14 protein-coding genes are annotated in these 16,705 nt (G+C 60.4%); 2 read left to right on the top strand and 12 right to left on the bottom strand.

From position 1 onward, the window contains the following. Positions 1–7: 7 nt before the first annotated feature. The 3 genes from O9X91_RS09985 to O9X91_RS09975 are packed head-to-tail and all read right to left on the bottom strand — an operon-like array spanning position 8 to position 3,139. Positions 8–1,081, bottom strand: a complete 1,074-nt coding sequence (locus tag O9X91_RS09985; protein WP_142911964.1) for a Gfo/Idh/MocA family protein — start codon at positions 1,079–1,081, stop codon at positions 8–10. Then, positions 1,078–2,094: a Gfo/Idh/MocA family protein gene (locus O9X91_RS09980; protein ID WP_077985068.1), complete on the bottom strand. Its 1,017-nt coding sequence runs from the start codon at positions 2,092–2,094 to the stop codon at positions 1,078–1,080. Before O9X91_RS09980 ends, O9X91_RS09985 begins: the two co-directional genes overlap by 4 nt. Next, positions 2,087–3,139 (bottom strand): Gfo/Idh/MocA family protein, encoded by a 1,053-nt coding sequence (locus O9X91_RS09975; protein WP_142911965.1) that lies wholly within the window; start codon positions 3,137–3,139, stop codon positions 2,087–2,089. The genes O9X91_RS09980 and O9X91_RS09975 overlap by 8 nt, the downstream gene beginning before the upstream one ends. 103 nt (positions 3,140–3,242) lie before the next feature. Here O9X91_RS09975 and O9X91_RS09970 point away from each other — a divergent pair, with 103 nt between their 5' ends. After that, a complete protein-coding gene (locus O9X91_RS09970; RefSeq protein ID WP_142911966.1) occupies positions 3,243–3,950 on the top strand; it encodes a GntR family transcriptional regulator in 708 nt (235 codons plus the stop codon). A 32-nt stretch (positions 3,951–3,982) separates the two neighbouring features. Then, the gene (locus O9X91_RS09965; RefSeq protein WP_142911967.1) at positions 3,983–4,903 is read left to right on the top strand and encodes an SMP-30/gluconolactonase/LRE family protein; all 921 of its coding nucleotides are present in this window, start codon (positions 3,983–3,985) and stop codon (positions 4,901–4,903) included. Between the two features lie 24 nt (positions 4,904–4,927). Here the strand turns inward: O9X91_RS09965 and O9X91_RS09960 are convergent, their stop codons facing one another. The 9 genes from O9X91_RS09960 to O9X91_RS09920 form a co-directional block, all read right to left on the bottom strand. Beyond that, positions 4,928–6,241 (bottom strand): HlyD family type I secretion periplasmic adaptor subunit, encoded by a 1,314-nt coding sequence (locus tag O9X91_RS09960; protein WP_142911968.1) that lies wholly within the window; start codon positions 6,239–6,241, stop codon positions 4,928–4,930. After that, positions 6,228–8,075, bottom strand: coding sequence for a type I secretion system permease/ATPase (locus tag O9X91_RS09955; protein ID WP_142911969.1), 1,848 nt, complete (start codon positions 8,073–8,075; stop codon positions 6,228–6,230). Before O9X91_RS09955 ends, O9X91_RS09960 begins: the two co-directional genes overlap by 14 nt. Before the next feature lie 14 nt (positions 8,076–8,089). Next, on the bottom strand, positions 8,090–8,845 hold the full coding sequence (locus tag O9X91_RS09950) for a hypothetical protein (protein WP_142911970.1): 756 nt from the start codon (positions 8,843–8,845) through the stop codon (positions 8,090–8,092). Positions 8,846–8,950: 105 nt separating this feature from the next. Then, entirely contained in the window at positions 8,951–11,722 is a 2,772-nt protein-coding gene (locus O9X91_RS09945; RefSeq protein ID WP_142911971.1) for a TonB-dependent receptor, read from the bottom strand. A 149-nt stretch (positions 11,723–11,871) separates the two neighbouring features. Next, the gene (locus O9X91_RS09940; protein WP_142911972.1) at positions 11,872–12,867 is read right to left on the bottom strand and encodes a FecR family protein; all 996 of its coding nucleotides are present in this window, start codon (positions 12,865–12,867) and stop codon (positions 11,872–11,874) included. Between the two features lie 110 nt (positions 12,868–12,977). Beyond that, positions 12,978–13,478, bottom strand: coding sequence for an RNA polymerase sigma factor (locus O9X91_RS09935; protein WP_142911973.1), 501 nt, complete (start codon positions 13,476–13,478; stop codon positions 12,978–12,980). 190 nt (positions 13,479–13,668) lie between these two features. Further along, entirely contained in the window at positions 13,669–14,421 is a 753-nt protein-coding gene (locus tag O9X91_RS09930) for an ABC transporter ATP-binding protein (RefSeq protein ID WP_077985076.1), read from the bottom strand. Then, the gene (locus O9X91_RS09925) at positions 14,415–15,482 is read right to left on the bottom strand and encodes a FecCD family ABC transporter permease (RefSeq protein WP_269833858.1); all 1,068 of its coding nucleotides are present in this window, start codon (positions 15,480–15,482) and stop codon (positions 14,415–14,417) included. Before O9X91_RS09925 ends, O9X91_RS09930 begins: the two co-directional genes overlap by 7 nt. Continuing rightward, positions 15,479–16,618, bottom strand: a complete 1,140-nt coding sequence (locus tag O9X91_RS09920) for an ABC transporter substrate-binding protein (RefSeq protein ID WP_269834299.1) — start codon at positions 16,616–16,618, stop codon at positions 15,479–15,481. The genes O9X91_RS09925 and O9X91_RS09920 overlap by 4 nt, the downstream gene beginning before the upstream one ends. Positions 16,619–16,705 lie beyond the last annotated feature (87 nt).

Raw genomic sequence — 16,705 nt, 5'->3', positions numbered from 1 at the left:
TAGATGATTATGCGTTGGCGGATGCGTGCGGAGCCCAGCCTTTGATCCATTCACCTTCTGCGGCGTCGGACAGGCGGACCGGCTTTCTTTCCCGTACCGAGCGATAGATGGCGGTAACGAGTTCTATGGACTGCAGGCCGTCATTGACCGTCACTTCCTTGCCGCCGCGTCCTTCCATCGCGTCGGCAATGGCTTCGACAAAACCGGCAAAGCCGTTTTCGCCGTCGGCAACCTTTGCCAGAACGGCATCGATCTGGTCCTGCGTGGTGGGTGCACGGGCGATGAAACGCCATGTGTCTTCGGCCGGGCGATAGGGAAGCGTGCCACTCTCGGCGGTGAAGCCTTCGAAGCAGAAACGCAGACGGGACGTATCTTCTGCTGCACCGAGCGTGACGGAGCTGGTCGCCAGCGCGCCGCTTTTCATGCGGAAACTGAGTGCTGCGCAATCTTCGGTTTCGATGGTGTTGACGCGCGTGTCGGCCATGGCGAAAACTTCCTCGACCGGGCCGAGGACGTGGCAGAGAAGATCATGGGCGTGGATGGCGTGACCGAGGATCGCGCCGCCGCACTCACCCTTCCAGGTGCCGCGCCACGGGATGTCGTAATAGCTGGCGCCACGGTTCCAGTGAACTTCCGAGCTTGCGACAAAGGCCTTGCCCGCAAGACCGGCATCGATCAGCGCCCGCAACTGCCGCATGGCATGTCCAAAACGGTACTGGAAGACGGGAAATACACCGCGTCCGGTCTTCTTGACGGACTCGATCAGCGCATTGGCCTCTTCCAGAGAGCGAACCAGCGGCTTTTCGCACACCACATCCTTGCCCGCCGCATGCGCCTTCAGAGTGACAGGAAAATGCAGGTGTGGCGGCAGGCAGACGTCGATGAGCTGAATGCTCTCATCGGCCAGAACCTCATCGAGATCGGTGGTCAGACGAATGGAGGTGTCATCGCCGGCGACGGAGCGCGCGCGCTCCAGATCGAGATCGCAGATCGCCTTGACGACGAAGCGCTTGGGCAGCGCCCGATAACCGCTCAGATGCTGGGCGCCGATGCCGGCGCCGATGATGGCAACACCGATCATTTCGAGGCTCCCTCAGCCTTGGCCTGCGCCTGAAGCGAGAGGTCGCAGACCTTGAAGACGTGTTCCTGCGTCATCGCCGTTTCCGTGCGGTTGCGGATATCGTCGCAGATGCGGGCGAAATAGGGCAGACCGGCGCCGGAAGCATCAATATACTCGCAGCGGTCGCCGTTGACGAGAACGAGGCGGTCCGTGCCTTCGGTATTGCCGACATCCACATATTTACGCAGTTCGATGTAACCTTCGGTGCCGAGGATGGTCAGGCGGCCGTCACCCCAGGTCGGCAGCGCATCGGGCGTGTACCAGTCGACGCGGATATAGCCGTGGCCCTTGTCGCCGCGCAGCACAACTTCGCCGAAATCCTGAAGACCCGGATCGCCGGGGTTGGCGTAATTGGCGACGGTGGCGGACACGATCTCAACCTCGGTCGAACCCGTGAAGAACATGAACTGATCGATCTGGTGGCTGGCAATATCGGTGAGGATACCACCATAGGCTTCACGCTCGAAGAACCATGTCGGGCGGATCTGGCGGTTCAGACGATGCGGGCCGAGGCCGACGGTCTGGATGACGCGGCCGATGGCGCCCTGGGCAACGAGTTCAGCCGCCTTGGTCACGCTCGGCACTTCAAAACGCTCCGAGAAATCGACGGTCCAGATGCGCTTGGTCTTTGCCACGGTTTGACGAAGGCGATCGAGCTGTTCGAAGGTGGTGCAGCCGGGCTTGTCGGACATGACATCCTTGCCGGCTTCCATGGCGGCGATAGCGAGATCGGCGCGCTTGGAGGGAATGTCGGCGATCACGACGAGATCGACGGTGCCGTCGGCCAGCAGCGCCTCTTTCGATGCTGCGCGCGGCACATTCGGGAAGCGCTTGACGAAGCCTTCCACGACATCGGGCTCGCCTTCTGTCCACCAGCCGGCAAATTCGGCGCCGGCATCCAGCAGGTTCTGGGCCATGCCGAAAATATGCCGATGCTCAATACCAAGAGCGACGAACTTGATTGCTTTACTCATCCTGCAGTTCCACTTCCTTGCCGGTGTCGGCCGAGTTGATGATCGCGTCGATCAATCTGTGAGACAAAAGAGCCGCTTCGCCGGTGACGACCGGCGGGCGTCCTGAAGAGATGGCGTCTGCGAAATCATCGAAAACGCCCTGATGCCATTCATGCGTGAAAGCCATGGGGTCGGCGCCGCCGCCCGTGCCAGCGGCCGCGCCGCCAAAGGTTTCCTGCCGGCCATCGCGCCAGTCGACATGCAGCAGGCCGGAGGCGAGCCGCAGGCTGGCATTGTCGAAATGCAGGAGGATCGATTCCGCAGCCCCGGGGAAGCTTGCGGTGCTTGCCACCAGCGAGCCGACAGCGCCATTCCTGAAACGCAGGCCCGCAGACACGTAATCTTCGGTTTCCATGCGGTGGAAACGCGTCGTTGCAGCCATCGCCTGAACACGGGCGACCGGCCCCGTCAGGCTCAAGGCCAGATCAATCGTATGGATTGCCTGGGAGATCAGTACGCCGCCGCCATCGCGCGCCAGCGTGCCGCGACCCGGTTCGTCGTAATAGGATTGCGCGCGCCACCAGGGCACCGAGATTTCGCAGAGGCCGAGCATCCCGAGCGTTCCGCCATCCACAAGCTCGCGCGCTTTTTGCGATGCGGCCCGCATGCGGTGCTGGAAGATGATGCCGAGCGCGACACCCGCGTCACGACACAGGGCGACGAGACCCTCGGCTTCCCGCGTATTGCGAGCGACCGGCTTCTCCATCAGGATGTGTTTGCCAGCCTGCGCCAGTTTTCCGACAATATCGATGCGGGCATTGGGTGGCGTGGCGATAATGGCGAAATCGACATCCGCATCGCGCGTCGCTTCGTCGACGGAGGAATAAACCGCCACCGCGTATCCGGTATGTTTCGACGCCTCGGCAGCCAGTGCCTTGGCGCGGCCGGAACCACCATCGACGATGCCCTTCAGGCGAATTTTTTCCGGGCTTGCCGCGCAGGCAAGCACATGCGTCTTCGCCACCATTCCGGCGCCAACGATGACACAGGTCTTGATATTTTGCATTTCGGGAGCCTCCTTCCCAATGCGCGATCATTTGCATACCGGTATGCCGGTTGTCAACAGACTTGTGTTCCGGTATACCGGTTATGAGAACAGTGGAGGGTACATGCCGAAAATTCCTGTAACAGGCGTGCCGACGATGGAGCGGCTGGACCTCAACCGTCCGGTCGTGGACCAGATTTACTCCGCGCTGAAATCAGCCATCCTCTCGCGGGAGCTTTTTCCCGGGCAAGCCGTCTCTGAAAACGAGATTGGACAGTCGTTCAATTCGAGCCGAACGCCGGTACGCGAGGCGCTGAGCCGCCTGCGCGACGACGGCCTGATCGTCACGCTGCCAAGCCGTGGAACCTATGTCTCGCGACTATCGGAAAAGAACATCCGTAGCGCGCAATTCATCCGCGAGGCGCTTGAAGTGGCCGCAGTGCGCAGGCTTTGCCAGATTGGCCTGGCGCCGGAGGCCGAGCAGGAGATCGAGCATGCGCTGAATGGCCAGCGGGCGGCGATGCGCAACGGCGACAGAAAAGCTTTCCGCATCCATGACGACCAGTTTCACAGCGCGCTTGCCGCCGCAACGGGCCTCGAAAGGCTGGAATCTCTGTTGATCCGCGAGAAGGCGGGGCTGGATCGTTTGCGCGCCCTAGCCATCACCGATGAGGCGCATATGGCGCGGCTGCTTTCCGAACATGAGGCGGTATACGACGCAATCAGGGCGGGTGACGACGCCCGCGCGACGGATTGTCTGCAAAAGCACCTGAGACGCGTCCTAGGCATTCTCTCACAAGTTTTCGAGAACCATCAGGACTACTTCGAATAATTCCGCGGCATTTTTTCAACGGTTCGAGCATCATGAATACGGCAAACCCCGGACACACGCTTGCCATGTCGCAGGCGGAACTTCTTTGCGACACGATGAGCACACTTGCGGAATCTCCTGTTTGGGACGAGCGGCGACAGGTGCTTTTCTGGTGCGATATTCTCGGCGGGACGGTGCGGTCCGCAGCGCTCGAGCCCGGGCGTTATCGCGAATGGTCGTTCCCCCACACCGTATCGAGCCTTGGACTTTGTCAGAACGGCGATCTCGTCATCGCCTGCGGCATGGATGTTATCATTCTCAATCCTGATAGCGGCGAAACGCGCCTCCTCCATTCCATTCCTGCGCCCAAAGGCATCCCCTGCCGGCTGAACGACGGGCGGATCGGCCCCGACGGCGCTTTCTGGGTGGGAACCATGCACAATGTCCCGCTCCCAGAGATGGAGCCCCATGGCGAACTGTGGCGGATCACCGAAAAGAACGCCGAGCGTATTCAGACGGGGCTGACATGCCCGAACGGGCTCGCCTTCTCCGAGGACGGATCGATCATGTGGCAGAGCGATTCCGTTCAGAAATGGATACGTCGGCGAAATTTCGACAGCCGGAACGGCAGCTTCGATGAGGGCGTGCTGGTGGCCCAGATGACGGAAGAGACTGGAAGGCCCGATGGCGGCTGCCTCGATAGCAGCGGCAACTATTACAGCGCAGGCGTGTCGGCCGGCCTGCTCAACGTTTTCACGCCCGACGGCGCGTTGGCGGACGTGATAGTAGCCCCAGTGCCCCACCCCACGATGTTCTGCTTCGGGGGAACGGATTTCAGTACTCTTTTCCTGACATCCCACCGCCACAACATGTCCGAGGACCGACTGCACAAAGCGCCATTTTCAGGTGGCGTCTGGGCGATCCCCACTCAGACGAAAGGGTTTGCCGGCTTCCGCTTTGGCGAAGGTAGGTAACGTCCGGAAGCCGGGTTCCGAACCCTATTCCTCCCGGAAGGCGCGACTGATCTGGTCGGTCAGCGGTTTGGCGATATAGGACAGCGCCGTTCTTTCGCTGGTCTGAATGAAGGCCTCGGCCGGCATGCCCGGCACCAGCGGCGCATTGTTCAGCTTCCGCCGCTCGGAGACCGGTACGGAAATCCGCGCCAGATAATAGGAGAGACCGCTGCGCTGATCGGTGGTGATATCCGCCGCGATGCGGCTGACATGGCCTTCCAGTTCCGGCGTGACGCGCTGGTTGAATGCGGTCATGCGCAGCATCGCCTTTTGCCCCAATTGAAGCTGATCGATATCCTTGGGCACGATCTGCACCTCCAGCGCCAGCTCGTCTCCGTCAGGCACGATGAGCATGATCGGATCCGCCGGCGTCACCACGCCCCCCACGGTGTGCACGGCCATTTCATGCACCACGCCTGATTGCGGCGCGACAATGTCGATGCGTTTCAGCTGGTCTTCGGCGGCAACCTTGCGCTCGACGAATTCGCCCATCTGGGCCTGTATCTCGCGCAGTTCCCGCCCGACCTCGGTGCGCAATTCCTGATCGATCTGCAGGATTTGCAGCCTGGTTTCGGTGATGCGCCCCGCCGTCTGCGCCTGATAGGCGATTTTCTCGCCGCGCTCACCGCCGAATGTCGCGGCCTGCGTCTGCAGGCTGTTCAGCCGCTGCACGGACACGACACCCTGTTCAAGCAGGGATTTCTGCGAGGTGATTTCAGCCTCCAGCACGGCAAGGCCGTTATCATAGGCGACTTCCTGCGCCTTCAGCCCTTCGATCTCATGTTCGAACTGGGTGATACGCTCGGAAAGCTGTGCTTTGCGCCCTTGGCGATAGGATTTGCGGAATTCGAACAGCTTGGTCTCGCTGCGCATGGCGGAGGCGACATCGGCATCGTCTTTTCGCGCCATCAACGCCTGCGGAAAGACGAGTTCCGGCAGATCGTCGCGCTCGGCCTCCAGCCTTGCCATGCGCGCATTCAGCTCATCCAGACGCTTGGTCACGACGGCGAGATTGGCGCGGGTCTGGGTCGCATCAAGGCGCATGACCACATCGCCGGCCTTCACTCTATCGCCTTCGTTCACCAGAATTTCGCCGACGACACCGCCGCTCGGATGCTGCACCTTCTTCGTGTAGGAATCCACCACCAGATGACCGGAGGCGACAACCGCGCCGGCAAGATTGGTCGTAGCAGCCCATCCGCCGACACCGGCCAGCAGCGCTACGCCCGCAGCAAGGCCGGCAACGAGATGTTTGCGGATGGAGCGGGACACATGGCTGCGCCGGTCAATGTTTGACATCCGCATCCCCTTCCTGGCTGTTCTCTTCACGGACGTCTTCCAGCACCGGCGCGTGAGGCTGGGTATTGGCGACGACGCGCAGCGGCGAGATGGTCTGGGCGGATGCGGTAAATCCCTTGCCCGACTGCGCCTGCGGAACGCGCAGGACTTTCGACAACACCTCATCTCGCGGGCCGAACGCCTTCATCCTCCCCTCTTCCATCATCAGAATGAAATCGACAGCGCCGATGGCGCTCGGCCGGTGGGCGACGACGACGGCAATCCCGCTCCGCGCCTTGACCGAGGAAATCGCCTTGACCACGGCGGCTTCGCCTTCCGCATCGAGATTGGCGTTGGGTTCGTCCAGCACCACGATGAAGGGATCGCCGTATAGCGCGCGGGCAAGGCCGATGCGCTGGCGCTGCCCGGCGGACAGCGCCGAACCCGCCTCGCCGATATCGCTGTCATAACCCTTTTCGAAACGCAGGATCAGCTCATGCGCGCCCGCAGCCCTGGCCGCCGCGATGATGGCGTCAGGATCGGGATTATCCTCGAAACGGGAGATATTCTCGCCGATCGTGCCATCGAACAACTCCACGCCCTGCGGCAGATAACCGATATGGCGGCCCAGCGCCTCACGGTCCCACTGCTCGAAACTTGCACCGTCCAGCCGTACCTTGCCGGCCGCAGGCATCCAAGCGCCGGTGAGAATGCGCGACAGGGTGGATTTGCCCGAGCCGGAGGGGCCGATAACGCCGAGCGCGTTTCCAGCGGTCACGATGAAGCCAAGTCCGGTGACGGTTGGTTTTCTTTCTCCCGGCGGAACGATGGTGACGTTTTCGACCCGCAAATCCTTTTCAGGCCTCGGCAGGGCCATGGCGGCGGCATTGGCCGGCATCTGTGCAAAAAGCTCCCTCAGCCGCGCCCAGCTCTGCCGGGCGGCCACAAAGGACTTCCAGTTGGAAATGGCAAGATCGACGGGCGCCAGCGCCCGGCCCATCATGATCGAACTGGCGATCATCACGCCGCCCGAAGCTTCCTGATTGATGACGAGCCACGCGCCGACCGCCAGAATTGCCGATTGCAGCACGACCCGCAAAGACTTCGCGATGTTGCCAAGGCCGCCGGCCACATCGCCCGCCTTGCGATTGGCGGCGAGATAGGCCTCGTTGGAATTCTGCCAGCGTTTTCCGAGCCTACCGCCAAGCCCCATGGCCTGCACGACTTCGGCATTGCGGCGCGAAGCCTCCAGTTGCCGGTTGCGGGCCATATTCTCGACCATGGTGTCGCGGATCGGCTTCTGCGAAAAGATGTTGGTCAGGATTGTGAGGGAGACAAGCAATATCGCGCCGGCAAGCGCCGTCACGCCGATCCAGAAATGAAACAGAAAACATATGCCGAGATAAAGCGGCATCCAAGGCAGATCGAAAAAGGCCGTCGGCCCCGTGCCGGAGAGAAAACCGCGCACATTGTCGAGATCGCGCAGCGGCTGCAGACCGTCCCCCGGCATGCGGTTGACAAGCGGCAGGCGCACGACCGCATCATGTACCTTACCGGAATAACGCAAGTCGAAATCTTCACCGATACGGATCAGAACGCGAGCGCGGATGATATCGAGCAGGCACTGAAAGCCGTAAAGGCCAAGCGCGAGGATGGCGAGCCCGACCAGCGTCGGCAGACTGCCGCTGGCCAGAACCCGGTCATAAACCTGGAGCATGAAGAGCGGCGAAGTGAGCGCGAGTATATTGACCACGCCGCTGACGAGCGCAACGCCGAGAAACGTGTTTTTAAGGGGCGAAACAACCGCCGCAGTGAGGGACTGCGGCGGCGTCTGCTGGTGGTTTTGAAAGCCCACAGCCTGATTTTCCTTTACGCGGCAAGCGCCGATGCGCTGGCGAAAATGAAGTCCGACGCGTCGAGCACATTTGCATCGACACCATTCAGTGTGACGGAGACGGACGTGTCTGTGGCCGAAAGGATAACGGCATTTCCGTTATCATTATACCACAACAAATCGTCCACCGAAGTTGCACCCCAGGCGGAAACATCGAGCGTATCGGTACCGTCCTGATAGCCGTAGGTTCCGGTCGGGCCGGCCGCTACGACGTCGTTGCCGCCGGAAAATACGAAGGTGTCTGCGCCGGCAAAGCCGGTCAGGGTGTTGGAGGCAGCCGTGTCCTCGATCACCGTGCCGGTGGCTGCAAAGTAATCATAGAAGCCGGCCAGCGAACCGAAGCGGGCAAGCTGGTAGACGGCGAGATCGAGAAGATCGCGAGCGCCGGCAAGCGAATAGGCGCTGTCGGGATCGATCAGCAGTTCCTGCTGGCTGACGGCGATGCCGCTGGTGGACTGGCTGTAGCCGGCGCCCAGAACGATGCTGTCGACCGAACCCGTCAGGTTGCCCTGGGAGTACTGCAAAGCGCCGCTCATGACGATGCCCTTGCCGCCGGAACTGCCATCGCCCCACGCCTCATAGGTCGTGTTCGGATCGATGGTGGTGGTGGCGAGAGAGCTGGTCTGAGCGTCGTAGAACGCACCATAGGTCGAACCGAAACCGCTCGTCCAACCGTTGAGGTAGCCGATCAGATCGGAGGAAGACTGCGTCAGTTGAATTGTGGTAGCCATAGGTGTACTCCTTTGCTGGCCAATAGAGGTACCTTCGTCCTGTAGCGAAGGCGTTTCATCTCCGGGACGGGCTGCAACCCCAACCCGGAGAATTTCTTCCACGGTTCAGAACTTCACGTTCATCGTCGCGATAAAGGTGCGGCCCGGGGCCGTGTAGGCGCTTGCCGCCGGGATGTATTTGCGGTCCGTCAGGTTGTTGACAGCGAAGCGAAGCGTGGCCTTGTCGTTGAAGGCATAGGAACCGTAGAGATCCACCGTGGTATAGGGATCGGTCACCTCCCGCAGATTGCCTTCCGTATCCAGTGTGCGCGACTGTGTCGGCGTGACATGGTTGAGCCTTGCGCCCAGCGAGAATTTCTCATCGAAGAAACGCATGCCGCCATCGAGCGTCAGCTTCACCTTGGGCGCGACATCGCCCGGCCAAGCGACGATTTCGCCCGTCGTGGTGGTCGTGCCGTTGGAAAAAACCTGCGTCTTTTCAGGCCATTCCGTCTTCAGAAGCGTCGCCGAGCCGCCGAGCCAGAAATTGCGGGCGTCGTAATTGCCCTCGAATTCAAGCCCGCGCATATAGGTCGTGCCGTCCAGATTGACGAAGCTGGTATAGGTGCGGTCGAGAACCTGATCGGTGACGAGATAACCGAGCGCGATATAGTCCTTCACCTCGCGACGAAAGGCGGCCATTTTGATGCGAATGGAATCGTCGTCCAGCAGCACGCCGTCGAAGCTCACATTCGCGCCGATTTCATAGGTCGTCGCCTTTTCGGCGCGCAGGGCCTGATTGGGAGCGTATTCGTATCCGGCGCTGTCGCCCGGACGCGCACCGGCAAAAAATGCCTCGAGGATTGTTGGCGGACGCAGGCTCTGGGAATAGCTTACGTAAGGACGGAACCAGTCGACGGGTTTCAGCTCGATGGTGGCGGAGGGCAGCCAGGCGCTGTAGGTGCGATCGATATCGACTTCATGCGAGGGATATTCGGTGACCGGCGTATTGGTGGTTATACCGGTGCCCGGCATACAGTTGGCCGAGGTCCGCGGCCAGATGCTGACGAGAAAAATATTATAACGGGATGCCCATATGGGGGAGTTTGCAGGCAGAAAGACCCGATTGAAGTATTCCAGGGCCGTATAGTGATTGCGAACAAGGTCGCAAGGCACACTTGTCGTTACTATCGATTCCTTGACACTATAATAGGTCGCAGATCCTTTCAGGCGCGACCAGTCGTAACGCACGCCTCCACTCAGAGTGATCCAATCGGCCGGCTCAAGCTCACCATTCAAAAACAGGCTGGCGACGTCGCGCCGCCCGGCAGGGCTGAATGACGTGTAGCTGCTGGCGAAGGAGGGATTTTCGGCGATTTTGGCGCTTGTCGCGACGGATGTGGCAATGTCCCGGAAGGCTTCTGCCCCATAGTTCAGACTGAGCGCGCCCGCCGCCGTATCAAAGCGACTGGTATTTTCCAGGCTGCCGCCGAAACTGCGCAGGCCCATATCGAGGTTCGTCTCCACCGCATATTTGCGCGCCGCACGCAGTTCATGCGTCATATTATCGTTCAGCCACAGCGATGACTTGAAGTCGATGAGTTCGCTCTCCGGGTCCCAGTCAAGCTTCGCGACGACGCTGTCGTTTCGCACGCTTTCCCGGTCGATCACCTCAGATGCGCCCTGAACGAAGTCATTCTCCTGATGCATCCAGGAGAGCGAAGCCTTCACGTCGCCGAAGTCGCCTTCGCCCTTGAAGAAGGTGGACCAGCCGTCGCGGCCAAGCAAATCCTTCATCGTCAGCGCGGTGCTGCGGGCCTCGCCCTTCGTTCCGATCTTGTATTCATCCATGATCGTGCGGCTGTAACCGGCGACGAAGGAGAGAGGACCATCCGGCGAGCGAGCAGCGCCGAGAACCGAGCCCTGAAAATCATAACCATTGGTGCCGCGGGAAACATTCGCTTCCCCGCCCTTGTTTTCACCCTCGGCGATGAGATCGTCGGCGCTGACGGTTCGGAACTCGACCTTGCCGCCCAGGGAGCCCGCATTACCCGACCGCGCATTGGTTATTTTCTCGATCTCGACGGCACGGATGAAAGCGACATCCACATAACCCTGCCCGGCGCTTGCGGTGTAGCTCGTGGCGCCGCCGAAGGCCGCACCACGCTGCGCATTCTGCCGCGCGCCATCGATGGAGACGACCACGCGGCCGCTTTCCTGCAAACCGCGCACATTCGGCGAAACGGTTGGGAAGCTGCCATTGCCCTCGCCGGCATAAACACCGGAAACCCGGTTGAAAACATCGCGCGTATTGCGCACGCCGGCCGACTGGATCGCCTCACGGCCGACCACGCTGACACTGGCGGGCGTTTCATAAACCCAGTCGGGCGTCCCCTGATAACCGGAACCGGCAATGGAGTTGCGCCCGGTCTTGCCGGTCAGGGTAATGGTTTCCAGAACCGTGGTGCCCTCCGCCGCAGAAAGATCGACGGTCGATTGCCCCGTGCCGATGACGACGGTTCTGCCATTGCCGGCGATACGGAAATTGACGCCCGTTCCCGCCAACAGCCGTGACAGCGCCTCCCGCACAGTGAAACTGCCGGTGACGGCATTGGTGCGCACATTGCCCGCCGCCGGCGTGGCAAGCGTGACCTGAAGGCCGGATTGTCGCCCGAAAGCACCCACGACCGACGACAGCGACTGGGCGGAAATATTGAATGGCCTCGTCGCCCCCTGCTCGCCGCCTGGACGCTGGGAATTGGTGGCGTCAGCTCCGGTCTGGGCCAGAACGGGCGTCGCGAATGAAACAATGACCGCCGTTGTCGCCAGCAGCACGGCCCTGCGAGCCCGCTTTGCTGCCTTTTCCCCTGAACCGGTCTTGCATGTCTGGAGGCGCATATTGCTTTTGTCTTCCTGTCTTTCGCTCCGGATATATCTTGACCGGATTACTCAACAAAAAGACGATTGCCTCGTCGATTTTTTTCAGGATTTCGGAAGAAATTTTATAAATCACTGAAAATAAATATGATTTTTTGTTTTGGAATGTTTCAGAAACGGGTGATGATGCGGGCACTGTCCCCAATCGCATGCACCTTGCCCTTATAGGGTTCCACCAGGGCTTCCAGCGCGCGATCCGGGTCGCGCAGATCGTAAAACCCTGTCACTCTCTGCTCGGCAAGTCGCTTGTCGGCCATGGTAAGCCACGCCGGATGGTAGCGCTGGATCTGCTCCACGACCGAGCCTATCGTCGAATCGACCACATAGAGTTCGCCGTTGCGCCAGCCGCCAATATCCTCGACGGAAACGGTCTCTTTGCGGATCGCGCCGGAAGCGTCGACGATCAGCATCTCGCCCGGCACGAGCCGCGTTGGCGGCGCATTACGGAAGGACGCCTCCACGGAACCGTGCGCCAGCGCCACCTGGGTTACTCCATCCGTCAGGTCGACGTCGAAAGCCGTGCCCAGCACCTGAACGGTAAGGTTTTTTGCCTTCACGACGAAGGGACGCGTTTTATCCGGCACCACGTCGAAAAAAGCTTCCCCCTTCAACACCGTGACATTGCGACGGCCATCCGTGAAATCCGCTGAAAGCGCACTCGCGGCGGCGAGCTGCACTTTGCTGCCGTCTTCGAGGGTGATCGTGCGGCTTTCAGCAGTGGTGGTCTGATAGTCAGCCTGCAAGCGAACGAAAAATGCCGGAACGAACAGCACCGCAAGACAGAGGGAGGCCGCCGCCACGGCCGCGCCGGCATAGCGCCGCCCGGACCAGCGCCGCCGCTGCGGCTTTATCGCGGCCTTGCCCGGCAGATGCGGGGCATCTTCCCAGAGGCTCTTGAATTCCGGCTCCACCAGTCCGAGGTTTCGCCACGTCCTGCATGTTCGTTCCCAGGCGAGACGGTTTGCCGGCTCTGCCCCCAGCCATTGCTCAAATTCCGCCTTCAGCCGCGATTCCGCCGAGCCGGACTGCAAACGCAGCAACCAGTCGGCCGCCTCTTCCGCCTTACCGGCCGGCAATTCAGTTTTTTTCTCTGGATCAATGGTCATTGAACCGGGCCAGTTCCTTTGGGGCGCGCAGCAGGAGCGTCGTCTTCTGCATTGTTATAAAGACGTTTAACGAAGAGATTTTTTTCACAAGATGGGACAATCGGGACTATTTACTTCATTTCTCTGGTGATCGCGGCAATGCTGCCCTTGATCAGACGGTGTGCGCTGGCCACGGATACGCCAAGGTGACGCGCAATCTCCTCCATATTGTAACCACCGAATCTGTGCATTTCCAACGCCACTCTTGCCTGAACCGGCAGGCCGGCCAAAACAGTCCGCATCTGGCGGACTTCATCGCAGAAAAGGGCGTGTTCCTCCGGCGTGCCATTGTCCTGCGGCACACCCCAGAACGGCGTATCGTCCGGCCGTTCGCGAATGTCCTGGCGGCTGCGCCGGCGATTGTCGAGGGCAAGATTGCGAACGATACGAAAGAGATAGGATTTGAGATTGGCGGGATTACCGGAGGCCTCGGGAACGAATTTCAGGAACGCTTCCTGAACCACGTCCTCCGCATCCGCCCGCGACCCCAGTATGACGGTGGCGTATTTGATCAGGTCGATCCTATGCGCGACGTAAGCGTTATAACGCTTGTCATCTTCCCGTATGCCCATGTCTCAACCGAGAGAAATTTGAGGGGATCGACGAAACCTGCCGTCCGCCGAGTGGCCGCGCAGTTTTGCCGTTCAAAGCTCTAGCATCCAAACCATGGCTCGAACAGATATTTCATGACTATTATCATCAAGAATTTGTGCAGGCCGCATCGAGCGGACCCGGCAGCAAGGGCGGCCGGGCTTTGACCTGTCAGATGGCCCCGTCAACGATAACCATCGGCCTACCCTGCGAGCAGGGCTCGATACGCGCATCGATGCGATAGATATCGCGCAGCATCTCCGGGGTTATAACCGCCTCCGTGCTGCCGCTCACCACCATTTCACCGCGCGCGATCACCATCGTATTTTCGCAATAACGAAGTGCATGGTTGAGGTCATGCAGGGCGATCAGCACGATCATGCCGGTCTTCTGCGCCAGATCGGTGACGAAACCCAGGACCTCGATCTGCCGGTGAAGATCGAGCGCAGAGGTCGGCTCGTCCATCAGCAGCACTTCCGGCTTGCGCGCCAGCGCCTGCGCCAGCGACACAAGCTGTCGCTGGCCCCCGGACAATTCGCCAAGCCCGCGGAAGGCCAGATCGTGGATTTTCAGCGCCTTGAGAATGGCGTCGATCTCGAACAGCTCATCGTCGTGAACCCGCCAGCCGCCGCCCTGCTTGGCGGAAAGAAGTATGGATTCATAGACCGTCAGCACGGCGTTGGCGCCGGTATCCTGCGGCATATAGCAGATGGCGCGGTTGCCGCGCGCCGTGTCCGACAGTTCGACCAGACCCGGACCGGAAATCAGGCTGGCGATGCGCTTGAACAGCGTGGACTTGCCGGCCGCGTTCGGGCCGATCACGGCCGTAACACTGCCGCTTTGCAGCGTATCGATGCCAACCTTGGAGAGTACCGTGATGCGCCCATAGGCGGCGCCGACATCTTTCAGTGCGAGCGCTACCATGCGCGTCTCCTGTTACCGAAAATGAGCGCGAAGAAGAATGGAACGCCGACAAGCGCCGTGATGACGCCGATCGGCAGGATCGCGCCGGGAATGAGGATTTTACTGATGACCGAGGTAGCCGACAGAAGCAGAGCCCCGCAGATAATAGAACCGGGCAGGAAGAAGCGTTGGTCCTCACCGACAACCATACGGGCGATATGCGGACCGACCAGCCCGACGAAGCCGATGGTGCCGACAAAAGAAACAGGAATCGCCGCCAGAAGACTGACCGTCAGCATGGTCGACAACCGCAGACGGCGCACATTGATGCCCATGCTGGCCGCCTTGTCATCGCCGAGCCTCAGCGCCGTCAACGCCCAGGCATTGCGCATGAACAGCGGCACGGTGACGAGGAGAATGGCGCCGGTGATGTAAACCTTTTCCCAAGTCGCTTTCGTAAGGCTGCCCATTGTCCAAAACACGACGGCAGCGAGCGCCTGTTCGGACGCCAGATATTCGAGCAGGGACAGCGCCGCATTAAAGGTGAAAACCAGCGCGATGCCGAGCAGAACGATGGTTTCCACCGTTACGCCGCGCATCGTTGAGGCGAAATGAATGAAGAGAGCCGCAATCATCGCCATAATGAAGGCGTTGATGGGCACCATATACTGCACGGCTCCCGGAAAGATCGCCACGCCGCCGACAAGCGCCAACGCCGCGCCGAAGCTTGCGGCGGCGGAAATGCCGAGTGTGAAAGGGCTTGCAAGCGGGTTGGACAGAATTGTCTGCATTTGTGCGCCGGCAACAGAAAGCGACGCTCCGACAGTAACCGCCATCAGCGCGATCGGCATGCGAATGTCCCAGATCACCACCCGAAGCTGGTTACCGACCGCCGCCGGGTCGGCAATGGTCGCCAGAACCTCTGATAGCGTGTAGCGGGCCGGGCCGAGCGCCATGTCTGCGGCCAGGCTGAAGCACAGCGCGATAAAAAGTCCGAAAAGGATAATGATCCTGCGCGCGGCAAGAGCGCGATATTGATCGCGCCCACTTATGCCAACTGCGCTTTCATTCAGCGACGTCATTGGTTCAAACCTTTGTCGAGCGAGGCGAAATAGCCCGGCTTGTAGGTGATGGGGAGGAATTTGCGGTGAAACTCCTCAAAATTCCTTTCCGGATCGAGATCGGCGAAGAGATCGGGATGAAACCACTTGGCGAATTGCTGGATCGGGAAGAATTCGTAGGGCGCGCCATAGAACTGGTGCCAGACGGCATGGACATTGCCTTCCTTCACGGCCTTCAACTCCGGAAACGGCGTGCGCTTCATCAGGTTGGCAAGTCTCTCACGGGAGAGAACCATATCCGCACCGCGTCCGACCGGAACGAACTGGTTGATGTCGGATTCGGCTGCCCAGTTGGAGCCGGTGACGATGACCTGGTCGGGATCGGCAACCACGAGCTGTTCGGGATTGAGGTCGCCGAACGTCGTCTTGATGATGCCGTCGGCAATGTTTTGGCCGCCGGCGAGATCGACCATCGCGCCGAAATTGACCGGTCCGAAAGTGCGGCAGCAATTGTTTTCGCCGGAAATGCCGGGGGCGCGTTCAATGAAGACGTTCGGGCGTTTCAGGTCCTTGACGCTGGCGAGCCGGTCGGTCACGCGGGCGATTTCGGCGCGGCGATAGGCGATGAATTCCTTCGCACGCTCTTCGGCGCCGAACAGTTTGCCGAGAATTTCAACCGAGGCTTCGCTGTTCTTTTCAGGATCGATGCGGAAATCGAGATAGATGACCTTGATACCGGCGGCGGCGGCCTTGTCTTCAAAACCGCTTTCCTTCGCTGACTTCTCAGCCTCCAGATTGAGGGTGATCACATCTGGCGAAAGGGTGATGGCGGTTTCGAGGCTGAAATCGCCCTGCGGCACATAGCCGAAACGCGGCAGTTTCTCGATCTGCGGAAAACGCTCGACATAAGCGGCATAGCTGTCGGGATCCTTCTTGAGAAGATCGTCACGCCAGCCGACGATGGTATCGAAGGTCTTGTCGCCCTTGAGCGCAGCGATCACGTGCACCTGGCGGGCCTCACCGACGATGATGCGCTTGGCCGGCAGGTCCAGCTCGACCTTGCGCCCGGCGACGTCGGTAATATCCCCGGCATGTGCCGTCATGGCGAGAAGGGAAAATGCCAGCATCGCAAGATGCCTGAGAGCGTTGAGCCGCATGAGAAATCCTCACTGAGTTCCTAAGCAGAACGATGAAGCCGCAGCGCTGCGGCTTCATCCATCGATCGGACGGCGCTCCCCTTCACC

This window comes from Agrobacterium salinitolerans, from assembly GCF_027498475.1.
GTDB lineage: Bacteria > Pseudomonadota > Alphaproteobacteria > Rhizobiales > Rhizobiaceae > Agrobacterium > Agrobacterium salinitolerans.
The sequence above is the reverse complement of the archived record's forward strand: the minus strand, read 5'-3'. Positions and strand labels throughout refer to the sequence as shown.